Source organism: Vibrio orientalis CIP 102891 = ATCC 33934 (genome assembly GCF_000176235.1).
Taxonomy (GTDB): domain Bacteria; phylum Pseudomonadota; class Gammaproteobacteria; order Enterobacterales; family Vibrionaceae; genus Vibrio; species Vibrio orientalis.
This window is the reverse complement of the sequence record NZ_ACZV01000004.1, coordinates 1110585-1131093: the sequence shown is the minus strand read 5'-3', so window position 1 is coordinate 1131093 and position 20509 is coordinate 1110585. Positions and strand designations below refer to the sequence as shown.

General features: G+C 45.3%; 22 protein-coding genes. 13 read left to right on the top strand and 9 right to left on the bottom strand.

Going from position 1 to position 20509, the window contains the following annotated elements; genetic code table 11:
- The first annotated feature begins 2 nt into the window (after nt 1–2).
- From VIA_RS08600 to VIA_RS08590, 3 genes are all read left to right on the top strand, one after another.
- Entirely contained in the window at nt 3–1070 is a 1068-nt protein-coding gene (locus VIA_RS08600; RefSeq protein WP_004412451.1) for a methyltransferase, read from the top strand.
- 36 nt (nt 1071–1106) lie between these two features.
- Nucleotides 1107–2345 (top strand): NAD(P)/FAD-dependent oxidoreductase, encoded by a 1239-nt coding sequence (locus VIA_RS08595; protein WP_004412450.1) that lies wholly within the window; start codon nt 1107–1109, stop codon nt 2343–2345.
- 91 nt (nt 2346–2436) lie between these two features.
- A complete protein-coding gene (locus VIA_RS08590) occupies nt 2437–2688 on the top strand; it encodes a DUF3081 domain-containing protein (protein WP_004412449.1) in 252 nt (83 codons plus the stop codon).
- Nucleotides 2689–2739: 51 nt separating this feature from the next.
- Here VIA_RS08590 and VIA_RS08585 read toward each other — a convergent pair whose 3' ends face one another.
- The gene (locus VIA_RS08585; protein WP_004412448.1) at nt 2740–3915 is read right to left on the bottom strand and encodes a lytic polysaccharide monooxygenase; all 1176 of its coding nucleotides are present in this window, start codon (nt 3913–3915) and stop codon (nt 2740–2742) included.
- 247 nt (nt 3916–4162) lie between these two features.
- On the bottom strand, nt 4163–4525 hold the full coding sequence (locus tag VIA_RS08580) for a MaoP family protein (RefSeq protein ID WP_004412447.1): 363 nt from the start codon (nt 4523–4525) through the stop codon (nt 4163–4165).
- Nucleotides 4526–4721: 196 nt separating this feature from the next.
- Between VIA_RS08580 and VIA_RS08575 the strand changes: the two genes are divergently transcribed.
- Complete coding sequence (locus tag VIA_RS08575; protein WP_004412446.1) at nt 4722–5618, top strand: LysR family transcriptional regulator; 897 nt, start codon at nt 4722–4724, stop codon at nt 5616–5618.
- Between the two features lie 57 nt (nt 5619–5675).
- Here VIA_RS08575 and VIA_RS08570 read toward each other — a convergent pair whose 3' ends face one another.
- Nucleotides 5676–5879: a hypothetical protein gene (locus VIA_RS08570; protein ID WP_004412445.1), complete on the bottom strand. Its 204-nt coding sequence runs from the start codon at nt 5877–5879 to the stop codon at nt 5676–5678.
- A 151-nt stretch (nt 5880–6030) separates the two neighbouring features.
- Between VIA_RS08570 and VIA_RS08565 the strand changes: the two genes are divergently transcribed.
- The 3 genes from VIA_RS08565 to VIA_RS08555 are packed head-to-tail and all read left to right on the top strand — an operon-like array spanning nt 6031 to nt 8249.
- A complete protein-coding gene (locus VIA_RS08565) occupies nt 6031–7395 on the top strand; it encodes a DNA-3-methyladenine glycosylase 2 family protein (RefSeq protein WP_004412444.1) in 1365 nt (454 codons plus the stop codon).
- Nucleotides 7392–7868, top strand: coding sequence for a methylated-DNA--[protein]-cysteine S-methyltransferase (locus VIA_RS08560; RefSeq protein WP_004412443.1), 477 nt, complete (start codon nt 7392–7394; stop codon nt 7866–7868). The genes VIA_RS08565 and VIA_RS08560 overlap by 4 nt, the downstream gene beginning before the upstream one ends.
- 3 nt (nt 7869–7871) lie before the next feature.
- Entirely contained in the window at nt 7872–8249 is a 378-nt protein-coding gene (locus VIA_RS08555) for a hypothetical protein (RefSeq protein ID WP_004412442.1), read from the top strand.
- Nucleotides 8250–8317: 68 nt separating this feature from the next.
- Here the strand turns inward: VIA_RS08555 and nhaD are convergent, their stop codons facing one another.
- On the bottom strand, nt 8318–9757 hold the full coding sequence (nhaD, locus tag VIA_RS08550; RefSeq protein WP_004412441.1) for a sodium:proton antiporter NhaD: 1440 nt from the start codon (nt 9755–9757) through the stop codon (nt 8318–8320).
- Between the two features lie 326 nt (nt 9758–10083).
- Between nhaD and VIA_RS08545 the strand changes: the two genes are divergently transcribed.
- The 4 genes from VIA_RS08545 to VIA_RS08530 all read left to right on the top strand — a co-directional run bounded on the left by VIA_RS08545 (nt 10084) and on the right by VIA_RS08530 (nt 12922).
- Nucleotides 10084–10818, top strand: a complete 735-nt coding sequence (locus VIA_RS08545; protein WP_004412440.1) for a nucleoside recognition domain-containing protein — start codon at nt 10084–10086, stop codon at nt 10816–10818.
- Nucleotides 10818–11285, top strand: coding sequence for a YjiG family protein (locus VIA_RS08540; RefSeq protein ID WP_004412439.1), 468 nt, complete (start codon nt 10818–10820; stop codon nt 11283–11285). The genes VIA_RS08545 and VIA_RS08540 overlap by 1 nt, the downstream gene beginning before the upstream one ends.
- Nucleotides 11286–11294: 9 nt before the next feature.
- Nucleotides 11295–12419: a M20 family metallopeptidase gene (locus tag VIA_RS08535; RefSeq protein WP_004412438.1), complete on the top strand. Its 1125-nt coding sequence runs from the start codon at nt 11295–11297 to the stop codon at nt 12417–12419.
- A 140-nt stretch (nt 12420–12559) separates the two neighbouring features.
- Nucleotides 12560–12922: a YkvA family protein gene (locus VIA_RS08530; protein WP_004412437.1), complete on the top strand. Its 363-nt coding sequence runs from the start codon at nt 12560–12562 to the stop codon at nt 12920–12922.
- A gap of 50 nt (nt 12923–12972) precedes the next feature.
- Here the strand turns inward: VIA_RS08530 and VIA_RS08525 are convergent, their stop codons facing one another.
- Together VIA_RS08525 and VIA_RS08520 are read right to left on the bottom strand one after the other, a co-directional pair.
- Nucleotides 12973–14139, bottom strand: coding sequence for a S8 family serine peptidase (locus tag VIA_RS08525; RefSeq protein WP_004412436.1), 1167 nt, complete (start codon nt 14137–14139; stop codon nt 12973–12975).
- Between the two features lie 364 nt (nt 14140–14503).
- Nucleotides 14504–15808, bottom strand: coding sequence for a dicarboxylate/amino acid:cation symporter (locus VIA_RS08520; protein WP_004412435.1), 1305 nt, complete (start codon nt 15806–15808; stop codon nt 14504–14506).
- Between the two features lie 497 nt (nt 15809–16305).
- Between VIA_RS08520 and VIA_RS08515 the strand changes: the two genes are divergently transcribed.
- Nucleotides 16306–16764, top strand: coding sequence for a YaiI/YqxD family protein (locus tag VIA_RS08515; RefSeq protein ID WP_004412434.1), 459 nt, complete (start codon nt 16306–16308; stop codon nt 16762–16764).
- 9 nt (nt 16765–16773) lie between these two features.
- Nucleotides 16774–17730 (top strand): LysR family transcriptional regulator, encoded by a 957-nt coding sequence (locus VIA_RS08510; protein ID WP_004412433.1) that lies wholly within the window; start codon nt 16774–16776, stop codon nt 17728–17730.
- A gap of 61 nt (nt 17731–17791) precedes the next feature.
- On the opposite strand, the gene VIA_RS08505 is transcribed toward VIA_RS08510, so the two are convergent.
- The 3 genes from VIA_RS08505 to VIA_RS08495 are packed head-to-tail and all read right to left on the bottom strand — an operon-like array spanning nt 17792 to nt 20502.
- A complete protein-coding gene (locus VIA_RS08505) occupies nt 17792–18916 on the bottom strand; it encodes an AI-2E family transporter (RefSeq protein ID WP_004412432.1) in 1125 nt (374 codons plus the stop codon).
- Entirely contained in the window at nt 18909–19595 is a 687-nt protein-coding gene (locus VIA_RS08500; protein ID WP_004412431.1) for a potassium channel family protein, read from the bottom strand. The genes VIA_RS08505 and VIA_RS08500 overlap by 8 nt, the downstream gene beginning before the upstream one ends.
- 19 nt (nt 19596–19614) lie before the next feature.
- Nucleotides 19615–20502, bottom strand: coding sequence for an HlyD family secretion protein (locus VIA_RS08495; RefSeq protein WP_004412430.1), 888 nt, complete (start codon nt 20500–20502; stop codon nt 19615–19617).
- Between the last annotated feature and the right edge of the window lie 7 nt (nt 20503–20509).

The window sequence follows — 20509 nt, the reverse complement described above, 5'->3', positions numbered from 1 at the left end:
TCGTGCTAGATAAAAATAAAGATCGATTTAACGCATTACAGGCAAAGACAGAAGCTCAGAAGCTTTCATTTGCACCCATCACATTTCATACCGCAAGGACGTTACGTGATATTGGTGTCTTGAAGGTACTCGATAGCGCAGGTAGCCAAGGTTTACCTGCTGAAACAATCGCGCAGCAAACGGGCATCTCGGAATATGGCGTGAAAGTGCTTTTGGATATGGCGATCAGCGCGGATATCGTTTTGTGGGAAAAGCCTAACTATTCTTTAGCCAATTTAGGCTATTTCATTCTTCATGATGGCATGACTAATGCGAATATGGATTTTACCGCTGATGTTTGTTACGCAGCGATGATGCATTTAACCGAATCTATTGTTGAAGGTAAGCCTGCAGGCCTTAAAGAACTTGGCGAGTGGGAAACCATCTATCAAGGGCTTTCTCAACTACCTGAACAAGCTAAACAGAGCTGGTTTAAGTTTGATCACTTCTATTCTGACCGTTCATTCCCCATTTTGCTGGAAGAAGTGTTCAAAGCGAAGCCCAAAACCCTAGTTGATATCGGTGGTAACACGGGCAAGTGGGCCATGCAGTGCTGCAACCATGACGCCGATGTTTCGATTACCATTGTTGATTTGCCACAGCAACTTGAAATGGCGATGGCCAATGCAGAAAAAAATGGCTTCACAGAGCGCGTAACGCCGTTTCCAGCCAACATGCTTGATAAGCAACAAACTCTTCCTGAACATGCTGATGTATGGTGGATGAGTCAGTTCCTAGACTGTTTTTCACCGATGGAAATCTTAAGCATTTTGAAACGGGTCAAAAATCAGCTGCGAAGCGGTGACTCTGTTTATATTCTTGAGCTGTTTTGGGATGCACAAAAGTATGACGCTGCATCGTACAGCCTTAACGCAACGTCACTCTATTTCACTTGTCTAGCGAATGGTAATAGCCGTTTCTATCGCAGTGATGATTTTCTTGAGATCATAGAAGCTGCTGGCTTAATGGTTGAAGAGAGAACCGATAACATCGGTCTAGGCCACACACTATTAAAATTAAAAGCCCAGTAAGCGGTCGAATGACCGTGAGCAATATGATTAGTTGTTATGCATAAAGAAAATACTCAAGTTTTAGTTGTTGGAGCAGGGCCGTCAGGCTCTACCGTTTCTGCGTTACTTCACGCGCAAAATATTAAAGTCACTGTGATTGAAAAAGCGCAGTTTCCCCGTTTCTCAATAGGCGAAAGTCTACTGCCCGCTTGTATGGAAGTCGTTGAGCAAGCCGGTATGTTAGATGCTGTTAATGAGGCCGGCTTTCAATACAAAGATGGCGCGGCATTTAGGCGTGACGGGATATACACCCAGTTTAACTTCACTGACAAGTTTACGCCGGGGCCGGGGACGACTTTCCAAGTCCAACGCGGCACGTTTGATAAAGTGTTGGCAGATAGCGCGTCAGACCAAGGTGTTGAAATTCGCTATCAACATGAGCTGTTAGAGATGGAGTTTGTCGGTGAACGTTCACTACTGACAGTGAATGATCAAAACGGCAACCCCTATCAAATTGAAGCGGATTACGTGTTAGATGCCAGCGGTTTCGGCCGTGTGTTACCACGTATGCTCGATCTTGAAGAACCTTCATGCTTGCCGCCGCGTAAAGCGATCTTCACTCACATCGTCGATAATATTGATGTGACAGATACCGAATATGATCGCAACAAGATCCTTATCTCGGTCCACCCTGATAACCATGACGTCTGGTATTGGTTGATCCCTTTCTCGAATGGTATTTGTTCATTCGGAATTGTTGGCGAACCGGCGTTCTTTGACAATTACCCAGACGATAAGATTGCGGCGATCAAACAACTTGCCAGCGAAGAATCTGGTTTAGCTGCGTTACTTGCTAATGCTGAGTATCCAAACCCTGCCGGTGAACTTGGTGGCTATTCTGCTAATGTAAAACACCTTGCAACACAGCATTACGCACTGCTTGGTAATGCGGGCGAGTTTCTTGATCCTGTGTTTTCTTCGGGCGTGACCATTGCAATGAAGTCAGCTCAGTATGCGGCAGAGTGCGTGATTCGACAGCTAAATGGTGAAAAAGTCGATTGGCAGCAAGATTACGCTGAACCGCTAATGGTCGGCGTCAATACGTTTAGAACCTACGTTGAAGGCTGGTATAACGGTACATTGCAAGATGTGATTTTCTATCAGAAGCCCAACCCGAGAATTAAGCAGATGATCAGCTCGATCCTTGCTGGATACGCTTGGGATACCGATAACCCTTACGTAAAAAATAGCCTGCAGCGCTTGCAAACCTTAGCCGAAGTCGTTCGAGCCGAATAACTGAGCCAGGTTTGATTTATCTCAAGGGTTGAGATAGCGAAATTCTCACTCATTGCTCATACTTTAAACATTAGAGTAAGGAGGGGGTGATATGAAAAACGAACTCGACCCGGGAAAAATCTTGCAGGCGTATGAAACGGTCATGGCGAATGGTTCACCCACCGAACATGGCAAGATGTATGAAGGCGTTGAAGCGTTCTCCGATTACGATGGCTATAACGTTTATATGCGTGGCAATGGTGTTGAACTCAAAGTAGGTTTTCACAATACGTACCATCTGGAGTACGACCAAGAGCATCTACGCGACAGCTTCCTTAAAAAAGTCGCCTTACTGGCAAAATAATATAAGCCCGCTAATTTTAGCGGGCTTTTTATTTGTAGGATAATCAGCTCATTAACGCCAAACTCCCCACTCCCCGGTCGTGCCAGGCTCGTCGCCTGTTGTCCACCATTGTGCAGTCCACTCTTTGCCATTGTGGGTGACGACGTCACCAGCATTATAGATTGCGTTTGGATCCCATAGGTTGACTGGGTCGACGGGTGGTGTCTCTCCTTTAATCAGAGACAGAGCGTAGCTAAATGAGTTGTCTGGAGCGAACACTTGGTTGGAAGCGATGTTGTTGCTATCAAACATATAGTGATTCATTTCTTGATGCCAAATCCCTACATACCAATCGCCAGTTTGTTGAGCGTTAAACTGGTCGGCCATTTCTGCTGGCCAAGTTTGAGTATTAGTGGCTGAAATAGGCAGAGTTAGGTCAACAATCTCGCTACCACTTGCGTCAAATGTGCGAAAACGGATGGTATCCCCGGCTTCGACTGGGCCGAAACCTTGTGGAATAAAGTACCCAAGAGATGCGAGGTTGTTGCCTGGCTCTGTCGGTTCTCCGGGGCCAGTCGGTGGCGTAGTGCCTGATGAGGCAAAAGTGATGTCGCTACAGTTGTAAAAACCTTCACCTGCTACATCGATACGTTGCCAGCGAGTGTAGAGAATAGCATCACCTGAACGATCGGCAGGGAAGGTGACTTTCATGCGGTAACGTTTTTCGGCATCTACGTAGATGTCACCCGCGGTATCAATCAACTCCAGATCATCCCACTTGAGTGGTTTTGAAAAGTCGTGGTTCGGTTTGGTTAAATAGAACTCCCAGTAAGATGGGTTATGAGGGGCTTTGCCAAAGAAGACGAAATCAATCTGGTTGTTTTCATCTAGGGCAATGTCTGTGCGCTGCCAGTGGGGTGAGGCAATGCTTAGTCCTTTCTTCGCTGCATCACCCGCCGAACACAGCTGCCCATCAGGGACAATCGCTTTCACATGCGCCATATCACGATAGTTAGGGACATTGGCTGCGGTTTCACTACGTTGCACAAACGGGTAAGCACCAGACATGTCGTACGAAGCCTGACACGCTAGGTTTGGGATCTCATTGGTCCAAAAACCACCATCTTCGTAACAAATGTTTTGACGAGCATTTGGGTATTCAACCCAGCCATGAGCCGCAACATTAAATGAGCTAAGCGCGGCAAGAGCACTTGCTGCAAGGAGTGGTGTGATGACTTTGACTTTCATTATTCATCCTTAAATTAGACTGATAAAATATGCAAATGAGAACTGTTAAGTTATTTGCATAGTAAATCTAGCTGTGTGGATGAAATTTAATCCAAGTAATGAGTGTGGGGATTGTAAGAGTAAAAGACGCCTCTAAACATTTTTGTCGGGCAGTGGAATGGTTAGTCTACTGTTTCGAGTGACTTCAAAAGTTACCAAGAAGAACAAGCTCCTGATAAAAGCTTCGCCAGTATCAGGAGCTTAGGTGTTAGTCTTCTTCTACCAAGCTCACATCATCTGCATAGTCTTCGATGCTGCTAGCATCAGGCTTAGTGCGACCATTTAGTGTGTGGAAACGCTTGCGACCACGAGCTAGTTGAACATACTTTAGCCAGACGCGTTCTAGTTTTGACTTCGCTTTGCCTGGATGAACCAGTACTTTAACGAAGTGTTTCTCTTCGGCGTTCTCTGGTTGTAATTCACCAGACTCCAAACCAAGCATGGTGTCACCATAAAGGGTTAGGATTTCTTCCTCTACAAGCGTAAAATCACCCGACTTGGCAAAGCCTCGTGGGAATTTAGTGTTGTCGTAAAAACGTTTTTTGCCATGACGAAATTGAGTGTCTGACATTGTGGTAGCCTCTATAAATACCTACATGGGGAACTAGAGCGAAAAGTAGGCGGAAAATTCATAAAAGAAAAACAAAACCTTTTTATCTTAACTATTGAATAGTTTTATTAAATTTAGATAACACTTTAGTGATTGAAAGATTAAAAAATTTCACCGTACTTGCTAACCTTACAAGATCGTCGGTAGAGGTAACCCAATGGACGTAAAAGTCTTCAGAACGTTTTTAGAACTGGCTCAAGTCAGACATTTTGGTAAAGCTGCAGAAAACCTATACATCACCCAAGCAGCGGTGAGTGCTCGCATCAAACAGCTAGAAAGCTACTTTGATACTCAGCTGTTTATTCGTGACCGTAACAACATCAAATTGACTTCATCGGGTGAACGGCTTATTGGCTACGCCGAAGTTATGGTGAGCACTTTGCAGCAAGCGAAGTTAGAGCTCTCTCTAGAAAGTGGTAAAGCATTACAACTCACCTTAGGTGGTACTCCGAGCGTCTGGGATGCCTACTTACAAAACTGTCTAAGTCTCGTGACTGACCAGTTTGAAGGTTATGGTTTCATGGCCGAGATCATGGGTCGTGAAGTGCTTAATCGCCAATTGCAAGAACGTACGCTCGATATGGCGTTTGCGTTTGACCAGATTAAAGCGGATGAGCTTAACTGCAAAAAAGTCGCAGACGTAGTGTTGATCTTGGTTTCGACGCGAGAAGAAGCGTTAGAAACTGTATTCGAAGATAAGTACGTCTATGTTGATTGGGGTACTAAGTTTGCCTCTGAGCATGCTGAGCGACACCCTAAGATTCCAGCGCCTTATCTACGCACATCGACAGCACGTATCGCTCTAGACTTCATCCTTGAAAAGGGGGGAAGTGCTTACTTACCTGCCTCCTTAGTTGAACCGTTCTTGGCGAGTGGACAACTGCATAAAGTGCAAGGGGTTGAAGATTGGTATCGCCCAATCTACCTCAGCTACCGTAAGGCGAGCACTTCGGTTGAAGCGATTAAGCAGGTCGAAGAATTAGTGAAGACCATCGATCCAGTGACGGCTTATAGTCTACAACAGATGGCCGATCTGCCTGTTGATGATGAATAACCGATGACGCATAAAAAAGCCTCGAAATATCGAGGCTTTTTTACAATATGTTTTAGTCTATAAACTCATCAAGCTTTCTATTGATTCCTCAATGCTCATTTCGTGGTAGGAACGTATGGATTGACCATCTGAAGCATCAATCAAGATACGGTCAATGTTGGTAGGGCCGTGCTGGTCAATTATACCGAGTGTTTGTTCAACATCATCACACGTCATGGTGAGATTATCTTTAAGCACAACAGTGCAAGAGTGCAGGTTCATAGCCAACTTCCTTCTTATTTATTTTGTCTGCAATTCTAATCCTAGAAGAAGAATATTGGTTCGCAAATGGTCTTGAGTTCCGAAAATGGCTAGTATTTAGTAGATGAAGTTTTAAACTTTATCTAACCGTTTGAACAATAGTAGAAAGATCATGGAAGTCAGCTTAAACAAATTAACGCAAAAAGATTGCCATATCGCACGGATGGCGCGAGACAGACGTTTTGATGGTCGCTTCTATGTGGCGGTGAAAACCACGGGTATCTTCTGTCGGCCTATCTGCCCGGCGAATTTACCCAAGGAAGAGAATGTCGAATATTTCCTTGATAAAGCACAAGCCTTGCAGGCAGGGTACCGACCTTGTCTTCGCTGTAGGCCAGACAGTGCGCCAAGCTCATGGGCTTGGAAAGGCGTAGAGGCGACGTTTCAAAGAGCGGTAAAGCTGATTGAGCAAGGCGATTTAACTCACTCCTCGTTGACTGAGCTATCTGAGCGTCTGGGTATTTCTGATCGTTACCTGCGTAAACTTTTTAACCAGCACATCGGTATGTCACCTAAGCAGTACGCGATTTGTTATCAGTTGATGTTTGCCAAGCAATTGCTGCATACGACGAAACTGACGGTTACGGACATAGCCCTTGCGAGTGGGTTTAACAGTGTTCGCCGCTTTAATGATGCATTCAAGCAGACGCTAAAGCTTGCGCCGAGTCAGATACGTAAAGAGACCAACCTTGATAATCGCGTGAATCACGTTGACTTGGCGTTTCGAGGAGCGTTTGATTGGCAGCATATGCTCGACTTCTACCAATTAAGGGCGATTGAGGGGTTAGAGCGAGTAACATCGGATTCCTATCAACGATACATACAAATTGAAGATTGCCGCGGGTGGTTTTCTATTTCTAACCCAAAATCGGGTGTCATGAGAGTTGAATTCAAATTGGATGATATGAGCAAGCTACGTGAACTGATTAACCAAGTTCGCCGTATGTTTGATTTAGACAGTGACGTTTTGCAAATTGAGTCTCATCTTAGTTCTATTGAGCCTGAGTTGATTAAGCGTTCTGGAATTCGTATTCCCGGAGTGTGGAGCCCATGGGAAGCAGGTGTAAGAGCAATCTTAGGTCAGCAAGTCTCGATTAAAGCGGCGATTGGCCAATTGAACTTGCTTACCCAGACACTTCAGTCAAATGGTGTGACGCACTTTCCGACTCCGCAGGAGATCAGTCAAGCGGATCTGTCATTCTTGAAAATGCCGCAGAGCCGAAAAGAAACATTGGCGAGGTTTGCCTGTTACATGATGGAGCACGCGGATGCGCCACTGGAACATTGGCTAGACCTGAAGGGTATTGGTCCGTGGACCGTGAATTATGCGCGCCTAAGAGGTAACAGTGAGCCTAACTGCTTCCTCGATAGCGACCTTGTGGTAAAAAAGTCCTGCCAGAATTTTACCAATTTAACCACCGAGACAGTTTCTCCTTGGGGAAGCTATGCGACATTTCATTGTTGGAGCCACGCATGAATAAATTTTATACCACTTATACGTCACCGTTAGGTGTAATGACCCTACAAGCTGATGATGATGGCATGCTTGGTGCATGGTTTGAGACTCAGACCACACAACCTGTAACTTTGGGTCAGTATACTGAGTCTAATTTAATACTGATGCGTACAATCAAACAGCTAGATGAGTATTTCGCAGGTCAACGTACTGAGTTTGATTTGCCTTTAGCAGCTAAAGGTACGTCATTCCAAATGCAGGTTTGGCAGGCACTAACCTCTATTCCGCATGGACAAACTTGGAGCTACCAAGATTTAGCCAATGCAATTGGTAATCCCAAAGCGGTCAGGGCTGTCGGGTTGGCAAATGGCAAAAATCCGATATCAATTATAGTTCCTTGCCATCGAGTCATTGGCAAAAATGGTAAGCTAACAGGCTATGCGGGTGGCGTTGAGCGAAAAGCGAAGCTTCTAGAACTGGAGAAAACGAGGTAACGAATGGAATCAAAGCAATGGAACATAAAACTAGGTGTTGTTGGCATCTTGTCCACTGCTTTACTTGGCTGCTCAGAGCAAGAAGCCGAGAGAATTATTAATAAGAAAACATACTCGTTTGTTGGTATTTATGACAATCAGTATAACGGTGACTTACTAGAGTTCAACGACGCAATACTAACCGTAGTTAAAGATAATGGTGAGAGTTTTTCCAAGCCATTTGAAGTCGACGACGGCAAACTAATTATACGCATGCGCAATAGCTCAAAAGAAAAGCGTGATGACATCGTGATGCGTATCCACGGTGATAATGAGCTTTTAACCTGTAGTGTTTGCGCTAAATATCAACTCTCAAGTACTTGGTTGAAGCGTCTCGACTAACTCGATAGGTTATATACAAAAAGAGCTGCAGTTACGCAGCTCTTGTTGTTTTTACCAAGTTTAACCTTCTAGCTAAAGAGAGCAGAGTTCATCATTAGGTGGACGGCAATACTGGCGGCGTAGCCAATGGCGATCACGGGCATCCATTTTAGGTGCCCAAAGAAGGTGTATTTACCGTGCGCTGCGCCCATCAACGCCACACCAGCGGCTGAACCAATTGAGAGTAAGCTACCACCCACACCCGCTGTGAGTGTTACCAATAACCAGTTGCCCATGTCCATGGTAGGCTCCATAGTTAATACAGCGAACATCACAGGGATGTTATCGACAATCGCAGAGAGAATACCCACCATGACGTTTGCCCAGATAGGATCCCATTGGGTGTACATCACCTCTGAGATAAGACCTAGGTAACCCAGTAAACTTAGCCCGCCGACACACATTACTACCCCGTAGAAGAATAGCAGCGTATCCCACTCGGCATGAGAGACTCTTCTAAACACATCAAATGGGACAACAGAGCCTAAGCGTTTTAATGCGTGATCGTCTCGATTCTCGATCGCGATGGCTGCTTTCTTATGTAGGGAAGCCTTGAGGGTTCTACGAAGGAAAAATCCAAAGAACTGCAAATACGCAAGACCCATCATCATGCCAATGACTGGCGGAAAATGGAGCACAGCATGGAAAGCAACCGCTGTAGCGATGGTAAGGATAAACAGGGCGACAATACGACGAGCGCCACGTTTAAGCTCGACATGCTGGTGGACAACATTTGGGCTGGTGTCGGGAACAAAAAACGACATGATTAACGCAGGGAGCACGTAATTGACCACCGAAGGGACAAACAGTGGCATAAATTCAGCAAATGAAACGTGCCCAGCCTGCCAAACCATTAAGGTCGTGATATCACCAAATGGACTAAAGGCGCCGCCAGCGTTAGCGGCAACGACAATATTGATACAGGCAAGGTTAATAAAGCGAGGGTTGTCCCCGCCTACTTTCATCACTACCGCACACATTAGAAGAGCGGTAGTTAGGTTATCGGCAATAGGTGAAATAAAGAATGCCAAGATACCGGTTAACCAGAATAGGGTCTTGAAGTTAAACCCTTTGCCCACCATCCACGCTTGCAAGGCATCGAAAAGACGTCTTTCTTCCATCGCACTGATATAAGTCATTGCGACTAAGAGGAATAACAGCAACTCCGCATATTCAAGTAAGTTGTGTTCAAGGGCTGCTTTAGCGATTTCAATTTGGTCATACTGAGAGTAGACATAGCCAATCATTGCCCAAATCACACCTGCTGCAAGTAAGACAGGCTTTGATTTACGCAGTTGCAGATATTCTTCAAGCATCACAAGGGCGTAGGCGACAGCGAAGATGATTAACGCAGCGTAGCCGATGGTTGACTCGGTTAAAGGTAAGGTTTGGTTTGTAGTGGTGGCGGCAAAACTAGATAAGGGCAGTAAAAAAAGGGTAACAATAAAAATGAACCACGGCACTCTCATACTTTCACTCCTTGAAAGTTATTGTTTTTATGATGAATCCATTCTAATGAGGAATTGATAATCGGTATGTGAGGTAGGTTTGATCTGTTTGAATTGTCACCGATTAATTAACTGATTATGACTAAAGTATGAATCTTTTTGATATGCAATGTTGATATTTATCGTTGGGTTGATGTTCTGTTTATGGTGGTAATCACAAAATATGATAATAAATTAAAAGTCATTAATAGTTTGTATCACTGTTTGATTCTGATCATCACTGTCGTTATCACTTTGAATCAAGATCCTATGTGTTCTGTTCCACATAAGAAAAACATAGGTGAATTATGTCCGATCCAACTCAAAAAGAGCGCAAGGTTACGTGGGGTTGCTACGTTGCTCTAGCGTTCGCAGTGGTATTCTTCTCTGGCTTAATGAAGTCAAATGACTGGTACGGTGTGCTCGACTTTACAACGTTAAATGGCTCATTTGGTAAGGTCGCATATGACGTAAAAGAGACAGCAGAAGGCGTAGAAGCGGCAACGACCTCGCTACGCGGTAAAGGCGGCAGCGGTGCTCGTGATGGCTTTATCTTTGCGTTAACTCTAATCCCAACGGTTATGTTCGCATTGGGTGTTATTAACGTACTTGAGCACTACGGCGCGTTAGATGCGGCGCGTAAACTTTTGACTCCTCTACTTCGTCCATTAATGGGCATCCCTGGTAGCTCAGGTCTCGCACTTATCGCTTCATTACAAAGTACCGATGCCGGTGCCGCAATGACTCGTCAGTTAAAAGATGAAGGGCGCCTAACAAAACGTGAAACCGATGTTTTCACCATGTTCCAATTCACTGCCGGTGCTACCATCGTTAACTTCTTCTCATCTGGTGCAGTGTTATTTACTTTAACTTTAGCGGATGGCTCTCTAGCGGTGACCTCTTCAATCGGCTTAGCCGTCGCGATTATGTTCGTATTTAAGTTTGTTGGTGCGAACCTATTCCGTATCTACCTAAACCTAACGGAAGGTAAAGCGAATAAAGAAGACAAAGAGAGTGAGAACCTAAAAGAGGAGACAGCATAATGAGCGAAGTTAAAGCAAGAAAACCTATGGTAACGGATATTTTCGTTGAAGGTGCTAAAAAAGGCTGGGTGATTGCCACTACCTCTACCGTTCCTAACGTATTGATGGCTTTCGTTATCATCAAAGCGCTACAAATTACGGGTGCTTTGGATGCAATGGGTACGATCTTCTCACCAATTATGGCGGTATTTGGCCTTCCGGGCGAAGCTGCAGCAGTGTTAATTGGCGCATGGATGTCGATGGGCGGCGCGGTTGGCGTTGTGATTACTCTATTCGACCAAGGCATTCTTAATGGTGCTCATATTGCTATTTTGGCACCTGCTATCTACTTAATGGGCTCTCAAGTTCAGTACATGGGACGCATCATGGGCCCAATCGGTACTGAAGGTCGCTACATCCCAGTGATGATTGCTATCTCAGTTTTGAATGCATTTGGCGCAATGCTTGTGATGAATTTATTCGTGTAAGGCTAGAATATGAACTTTTCGTTGAATGATTACTTACAAGAGCTTCGTCCACTGATTGATGTCGACTGTGGTACTTATACTGTCGATGGTATTACATTTATCGCTGATCAGTTTGAAGCCAAATTTGCTGAGTTAGCAGGTTGGCAGGTAAAGCGTATTGATTGTGGTAAAGCGGGTGTTGGCTTAGAGATTCGCAATAAGCCTGAAGCAGAACAGATCGACGTGATGTTGATTGGTCATATGGATACCGTTTTCCCTGTTGGTACAGCGGAACTGCGCCCAATGACCACTGATGCTGAAAAAGCTTACGGTCCGGGTGTGTCGGATATGAAATCTGGCCTACTTAATGTGGTCTACGCAATGCGTAACCTTGATCAAACGGTACTGGATAAACTGTCTATCTGTATTTGTATGAATCCCGATGAGGAGACTGGCTCGCTTGACTCGGTCGAGTGGATTCAAGCAACAGCGAAACAAGCGAAAAACGTTTTGGTTGCAGAAGCAGCACGTGCAGATGGTGGCTTAGTCAAAGCTCGTAAAGGCATGGCGCGTTACAAGCTGACATTCAGCGGTGTTGCGGCTCACGCGGGTAATGAACCAGAAAATGGCCGCAGCGCGATCACTGAAATGGCCAATTGGATCATCGCGATTAACGCTATGACTAACTTTGAGTCAGGTACTACACTGAACGTCGGTATTGTTTCTGGTGGCGCTGGTGCAAACATTGTCCCTGAACATGCGGAAGCGATCGTTGATGTGCGCTTCTGGAGCAATGCTGAGTATGATGATGTTGATACTGAATTGAATGGTCTCACTCAACGTCCGTTTATTGATGGTGTTTCAATCCAACTAGAGCGTGAAGCGTACAAGCCTTCTATGGTGCCAAGCGAGCAGACTGAATCCTTAATGGCGTTAGTCGAACAAGCGGTTGAAGAGTTATCCATCGACATTAACTGGAAAGAAGTTGGCGGTGGTTCAGATGCGAACAATACTGCCATCTTAGGTGTGCCAACGCTGGATGGTTTAGGGCCAATAGGGGCGGGTTTTCACAGTGACCAAGAGTACTTATTACTTGAGTCGATTGAGCCTCGTATCAAGATGTTGATGCGAGTACTGGAAAAGCTCGCTAAGTAATCTCTTCCCCCTCCCCAAAAAAGATGAACAAATCCTCAAGTGAAAGCTTGGGGATTTTTTATTGAGGTGCGTTGGTTAATCTCTGGTTCATGTTTACATCGGTACAATCTTTGCCATCAATAGGAAATTTGGAGGCAAAGATGGACTCAACTTCGACTCTAAAAGCATTTTCAGACAATACCGCTCAAGCACCAGATGAGAAAACTTTCTGGGCCAAGATGAAAGGTTCAGTCAAAAAGGCGGGCGAAGAGTTGGCCATTATGGGCATTAAATCATGGCTTGCGATGACTGATTCAGAAACATCGGTAAAGCATAAAGCGGTTCTTGGCGGCGCGTTAGCCTACTTTGTATTACCTACCGATATGGTGCCGGATGTGATTGCTGGTGTGGGTTTTACCGATGATATGGCAGCACTAACGTTAGCTGCGAATTCGGTTGGCAGTGCGATTAAACCAGAACATGAACAGCAAGCTAGAACAAAGCTGCAGGCAATGACTGAATAGTTTGCTAGTAAAGAAAGCCCGGATTAGTTCCGGGCTTTTTTGTGCTTGTTTTATAAGTGGATAATTGGATCTGGATTACCGTCAGGGTCTCCACTAGCACTTCCACTGGTCGCTGGTGGCGCTGAGTTCATCATTAGAAGTACACCACAAGCATGAGGGGCTGCCATTGATGTACCGCTATAGGTGACAGTACCACCACCTGCACGCGTAGAAAGAACGCTAACGCCAGGTGCCGCATAATCGACTGGTGGATTGCCGTAGTTAGAAAAATAAGCGAACACATCATTTCTGTCCGTAGCTGAGATTGTATAAATGTTGGCGTGATTTGCGCGTGCTGGCGAAGACGTATCGGCACGATTACTACTGTTACCGGCTGCAAGGGATACGAGTACACCAGTTTCTGCTAATCTAATAACCGCAGCATCAAGTGATGCACTCGCGCCACCGCCTAAACTCATATTGGCACAATGGCCCGAACCTGCATTGGCTGCGACATGATCAACGCCCGCAATTACGCCCGAAGTAGTCCCTGAACCACGTCGATTGAGCACTTTTACTGGAACCACGGTTGCGCCTGCGGCTACACCGACGACATCCCTATTATTGTCTAAAGCGGCTACTGTGCCCGCAACGTGAGTACCGTGCCCATGGCCATCATTAGGGCTGCTATCCCTGCCGCTACTAAATGCACTAAATCCATTGTTAGCATCTACATTGAGATCAGGGTGATTTAAGTCAATGCCAGTGTCGATAATCCAAGCGACTTGACCGCTCCCATTTACCGGGCCGCCGACTCGAGTAATCCCCCATGGAGTGGTTTGGCTGGTCTCTTCTGGTGGATCTCCAGAATCATCCTTATTTTTACCTTTTCCCGGAGGAGGCGCCAAGGCAAAGATGAGGCTGTCTTGCTCAAAGCTGACAATATCCGGGTCGTCACCAAAGACGTCTTGTGCTTTAACACAAGGCATATTGACCGCAAAGCCTTTAATTGAGTGCTTATAAATGTGTTTGGCTTGAGCGTTTGACGCGACAAGCATACCTCGTGTTCGTCCTTCTACATCAAATTTGCTGATCGAGTCATCAAATCTGACAATACAGGTATTTTGAGCTTCTGATAGCATTTGACCCATTTGAAAGGTAGGGGGCTCTGCGGAAGCATTCAATGCCAAAGGTGCAAGGGTGAACGCTACTAACTGAGCGATTATCGTGCTTTTCATTTTGCCTACCTTACTCTCATGAGTTATGACCACTAATACTATTGATAATAGTATAGATACAGTAATATTCGACGAGTTTGGCTAGCTAAAATAGGTGAAGAATGCTCAACGAGTGGTTAGTACTTTCTTATGATTAGATATAAGTGTCTGATATCTATTAGTCTCACTTAGGCTATAAAACCATGTTGTAACAAGGGTTATGGGGCAATTATTTTTTATTATTGGCAAGTCTGTTCATTGTGATCTTTTTGTCGTGATAGCAACTTTACGTGGATGTTGGCGCCATGGGGACAAAGTTGGGTACAGAAGGTACAAAAAAAGCCCTCAACCGGAGTTGAGGGCTTTGTGATCTTAGAAGTAGTGATTAAGCTTCAGAGCGCTTTAAGTGGACTTCTTCTTCTTCAACACCCGCCATTGGGTCGTTAAAGCGATTTTCATCCAGTGCACCTTCTGATTTAGCGACGATGATAGTCACCGCACTGTCACCAGTAATGTTTACCGCAGTACGAATCATATCAAGTAGACGGTCAACACCCATGATAAGTGCGATACCTTCTAGAGGCAGACCTACTTGGTTCAATACCATCGCGAGCATGACGAGACCTACACCCGGAACGCCAGCTGTACCAATCGAAGCCAGTGTTGCTGTCATGATGACCATTAAGTAGTCACCCATCGTCAGGTCAATATTAAACGCCTGAGCAATGAAGGCTGTCGCAACACCTTGCATGATTGCTGTACCATCCATGTTCACTGTCGCACCAAGCGGAATAGTGAATGAAGATACGCGGTTTTCTACACCCATGCGATTCTTAGCCGTTTCCATCGTAACTGGAATTGTCGCGTTTGAAGAAGCAGTAGAGAAGGCAAACATGATCGCGTCTTCCATCTTCTTCAAGAAGGTAATTGGGCTTAGACCAGTGAAGCCTTTTAGCATCACGCTGTAAGTAACCAAACCATGTAGCAGTAGTGTACCCGCTAGAACAAGGAAGTATTCAGCTAAGTTGAGGATAGCGCCTAAACCAAGGCCAGTAAAAAGCTTCGCCATTAGGAAGAACACACCGTAAGGCGCAAGGTTCATCAAAATCGCAACTAGCTTCATGATTACTTCGTTTAAGTCAGAGAAGAAAGAAGCGATGCGCTCACCTGGTTTACCAGCGGCACTGATTGCGATACCAAATAGAACCGCAAATACGATAACCTGGAGCGTTTTACCTTCTGCCATTGCACTGATTGGGTTGGTCGGGAACATATCAATGATCACTTGACCCAGTGACGGTGCTTCAGCAGATTTGAATGAGCTCGCTGCAGTTAAGTCTGCACCGGCACCTGGCTGGAAGAGATTACCCATAGTTAGGGCAAGAGTGATAGCAACGGCTGTAGTCGCTACGTAGAACGCGAGTGTTTTACCACCCATACGGCCCAGTGTTGAAAGATCTTTTAGTGAGCTTGTACCGCAAACAAGTGAAACGAACACGAGTGGGACGACAAGCATTTTCAAGCTAGCGACAAATATTTGGCCGCCGACTTCAAATAGTCCATTAACGATGTATGCATCGACAAATCCGTTGTCAGCAAATAGGCTGCGAATCGCAAAGCCTGTCAAGATACCTGCTATCATGCCGAAAATTACACGGCTAGTTAGCGACATCGGTTTCTTGGTATTCATAGTGAACACTCCTTATAGTTATGCACCTTGAGTTCACTTCAAGGCGAGCAGGAGGTTAGCAGGCGATTTTGAAAATCAAAAAGAGAAATAATCGCTCAGATTTATAGATGTGATGGTAGTCACTAGAAAATTGACCTATTTAACGGAGTGTTAACCAAATATATCACTATAAATTAACGTTAATTAATGAGTTGTAACATGTTTATTCCTAATTATTAAAAACGTTGTCTTTCTCATTACCTGAGAAATCAAGTGCATATATACATGGTCGCTAGTAGGGAGTGCATATATAGTCAGGAGTTATGCACCTATGTCGATGCTTTTCCTGCCTCTTGTCCAAATTTAAAATCTCTTAACCAACTCATAAAGTGTGCCAGTGTGTGGCTGTTGATGAACTCATTCTGATTCAAGCAGTGAAAAATTTCGCTATTAAGCCATTATGTTTTGCGGTCTAATGGCTCAATAGAGATACCTTAATAGAAAGGAAATTCAGTTTGATGAAGATTTGGGTCGATGCGGATGCCTGTCCAGTAGTGGTTCGTGATATTTTGTTCCGTGCATCTGAGCGCACTGGCGTAGAGGTGACTTTGGTTGCCAACCAGTTTATTCGCACGCCGGCATCACCGAAAGTCACTATGCTGCAAGTCCAAGCAGGCTTTGACGTGGCAGATAACGAGATAGTTAAACGCTGCGAGACGGGCGATCTTGTCATCACCAGTGACATACCATTAGCAGATGAGATCATTACTAAAGGTGGTCATGCACTGAGCTCTCGTGGCGAGCTGTTTACCAAAGAGAACATCAAATCGCGTTTAAATATTCGTGACTTTATGGAAACGATGCGCAGCAGTGGTATTCAAACGGGCGGCCCAGCACCATTGAGTCAAGCTGACCGCCAGCAATTCGCTAATCACCTTGATAAGTGGTTGGTGCAATGGCAGCGGGCGCAAAAGTAGGCGTTAACTATGGCGTTAGTGAATCAACTCTCCCTGTTTATTGATGTTGTGCAGCAAGGATCGTTTACAAAAGCGGCTGCACTGCATGATATGGATAATTCTTCGCTCTCTAAGCAGATCAAAAAGCTGGAATCAGAGTTAGGGGTTCAACTGTTAAACCGCTCTACGCGCTCTTTTTCTCTAACACCAGCAGGGGAAGAGATCTTAGAGCAAGCGCATAGTATTGTTGGGACGCTGAATCATGTTCAATCTATTGCGGATTCCTACCACGCTCAGCCGAAAGGACGGATTCGAATTACGGCACCTTATCATGTTGGACGAAACCACCTTCGACCTGTAATCACCCAGTTTATGGCAACGTATCCAGACGTTGAGATTGAGCTGCTGCTCGATGATAAACGCTCTGACATTATCTCTGACCATTTCGATGTCGCATTCCGCCTCGGTCGTTTAGATGATTCGAGTTTGATTGCAAAAAAAATCGCCAATATTCGGCCTGTTTTGCTCGCTTCGCACAGCTTTATCGAGCGCTATGGTGAGCCTAAAACACCGGAAGAGCTCGCCAAGTTACCCGCGGTGATCTACAGCAATCGTTCAATCATGGTAGATACCATGAGGCTAGGCGAAACGCCGCAAGCAAACGTCGCGACTAGCTACAAAATGACGGGTAATTGCCGCGTTAATGATACAGAGGTGTTGTTAGAGGCGGTCTCTGATGGCTTAGGGTATGCGTGGGTGGCGACATCGAACATCAACACTAATATCGAAACCATGCAGTTACAGCCGTTACTGACGGATCATCTATTGTGTAATCATGAGTTGGCTCTATACGCCTTATACCCTCATAGAAAGCAGACCGCACTGGTGCGTGAATTTATTGCAGCGGTGCAGGCCTATATTGGAACGCCACCCATATGGGAGCAGCATATCCCGGACTTTGATCGCCTGTACAAGGCTCGATCGTGATGTGATAAGAATAAAAAAACCGCTAGAAGATAGCGGTTTTTTCTTTATGGCGTGTAGGGTTCTATTTAGAGGTTTGAATCGCTTCGATTTCTTTCTTCGCCGCCTTCTCTTGTTGAGCCTTTTCTATATTCAACCACCAAACGAAAAGTTCATACCAAATTGCTAGGATAACGGCACCTAAGAACAGACCGACAATACCGTAGATCAGCATGCCGCCGATTGCACCCAGTAGGATCACAGGCATCGGAATATCAACGCCACGGCCCATCAACATTGGCTTGAAGATGTTCTCAGACAGTGCTGCCACTACAACCCATACAGTGAACAGCGTTGCGGTAGTGGTATCTTGAGTCATGTACATGTAGCCGACGATCGGCAGTACAACCAGTAGTGCTGGTAATTGCGCAATACAAAGAATCATCAAGATTAGGGTCAGTATGCCCGCTCCTGGAATCCCGAATACGAAGAAGCCTGCGCCAATCAATAGTGATTGAATGGCAGCAACACCAATAACGCCAAGAAGAACGCTCTTGATTGTCGCAGCGATCATTGAGGCCCAACTTTGCGCGTTGTCACCGGCAACACGAACAGCAATTGTTGTAAGACCAGCTGATAAAGACTTTGAATAGGTCATAAAACCAGCGGCAATGGCCAACGATAGAATCGATAGCAGTAAGCTACCCAGTACGTTGCCAACCATACCGAGCAAGTATGTGAGCGCCGATTTGATTTGTGGCATGAAGGTCTGAATCGCTTTCTCTAAATTGTTAGCAAACAGAGACCAGACTTCATGGAGTTTTTCACCGACCAATGGCCATTCAGCAACGGAGGGTTGTGGCCCCGGAATTTTAATGTTCCCTTCCTGGAGTACATGAAGCGCATGAGTCGAACCATCGACGATCGAGCCTGATACCATAACCAATGGTGTCACCAGCAGCGCAATACCTGCTAGAGCGATAGTGGTAGCCGCTAAACCACGTTTTCCACCATATAAACTTTCAAGCTTCTGACAGACTGGCATAAGCGCAACTGCAATGATAGCGCCCCAAATGACAGGAAGAATGAAGGGTTTAATGATGTCATAAGTAAACATCAGCAAGATGACTATCAAGCCGATGCGTATTGCCGACTCCACCATGTTACTGATGAAAATCTTGTTTGTGATTGATTCCGATTGTTTATCCATTTTTGTTTACCTGATGTTCAATGTTGGAACTGACGAGACTTGAAACAACAATCGCCATATAAAACACACCTACGATGGCCTCTAAATACACAACGACTTGCGCCAACGGAGTTAGAGGACTAATGTCGCCATAACCGAGAGTGGTTAAAGTGACAAAACTGAAATATGCTGCGTTGGAGAAGTTCTGCCCCCAAGAGATCGCTTCCATACCAGTGAAAGCATTTGGCGAGAACTCAAGTAGGATCAAATAAGCGATTGCCCACATGAGCCCCAGCAGCAGAAAAAGAGCAACGGAGCCGATGACTTTGTTGCTATTAACACGGCCCGTAAATAAAATTTGTCGTGCGATAGATTTAAATGTGCCAAAGAAGAACGCGAAGGTGAGGGCAAGCATCACCACATCCATCTCTTTTATTCCTAGTAGAGCTTTAATCGCGAGTACGGCGATCCATGTGCCGAGCAGTGAGTGCAAAAAACGTGACCAGTTTTTATCAAAACGTAGACTGGCTAAGCAGACGATAAATGTCACGATGGTAAATCCCTGTAGAACATACTCCACTGCACCTTCATTGACGACTTGTACAAAGGCACTGCCAATCAGTAACCCAATCAGCGCCAAAGTGAGATAGAAGAAGTTGTTTTCTTCGTTAATATTTTTGAGTTTTTTCCCAATGGCCATAGTTAATCCTGTCGTTTAATTATTCGTCATCTGATGAAGAGTCCTTCATCACCATGATCGAAGCTGAAAGCCCAAATCTCAGAACCACGCCTTCAGGCAGCTCTTTTAATGAAACCCGAACGGGGATACGTTGCGCTAAGCGAATCCATTGAAAAACAGGGTTCACATTTGGGAGTAAGTTATAGCCAACCGTGCCATCCTTTGGCGCGATACCCCAGCCAATCGAATCAACCGTTGCTACAATCGGTGAGTCCGGATGAGACATTAAGGTCACACGAGCTTCATTCCCAGGAGCAATGTGTGCCAACTGGTTTTCGCGGAAGAAGCCAAATACCCAGAAGCTGTGTTTATCGATAAGCGCCACTAAAGGTTGGTTTGCGACTGCTTGCGTGCCGTTGCGAATATCAAGGTTTGATACAAAACCATCGACGGAAGCGTAAACCTTGGTGTAGCTAAGATTTAAGCGTGCCGATTTGAGCTGTTCTTCGGCCGATTTGATTTGCAGCAGTGATTCTTGATACGTGATTTCACGTCGAATTAGGTCTTTGTGCGATACTGCTCCCTTATCTCGCGCGCGAATATCTTTCAAGCGGTCATATTCAATCTTTTTACCACGTGAGCTGACGGTCGCTTTCTCTAGCGTAACTTCCGCTTGCGAGAGCGCCACTTCATAGGTCGTAGGGTCAATCTCAAATAACAGATCACCTTTTTTCACCTCTTGGTTGTCGAGAACCGCGACATTGACGATTGGGCCTGAAACGCGCGGAGCCACTTTAATAACGTTCGCGCGAACTTGCCCATCGCGAGTCCAAGGGTTATTAAAATATTCATCAAATTTTTGGTAGCCGAACCAAGCTGCGCCACCAAGAATGACAAGGTTGAGGCCAATAATGAGGAGTTTTTTCATCTTGTTG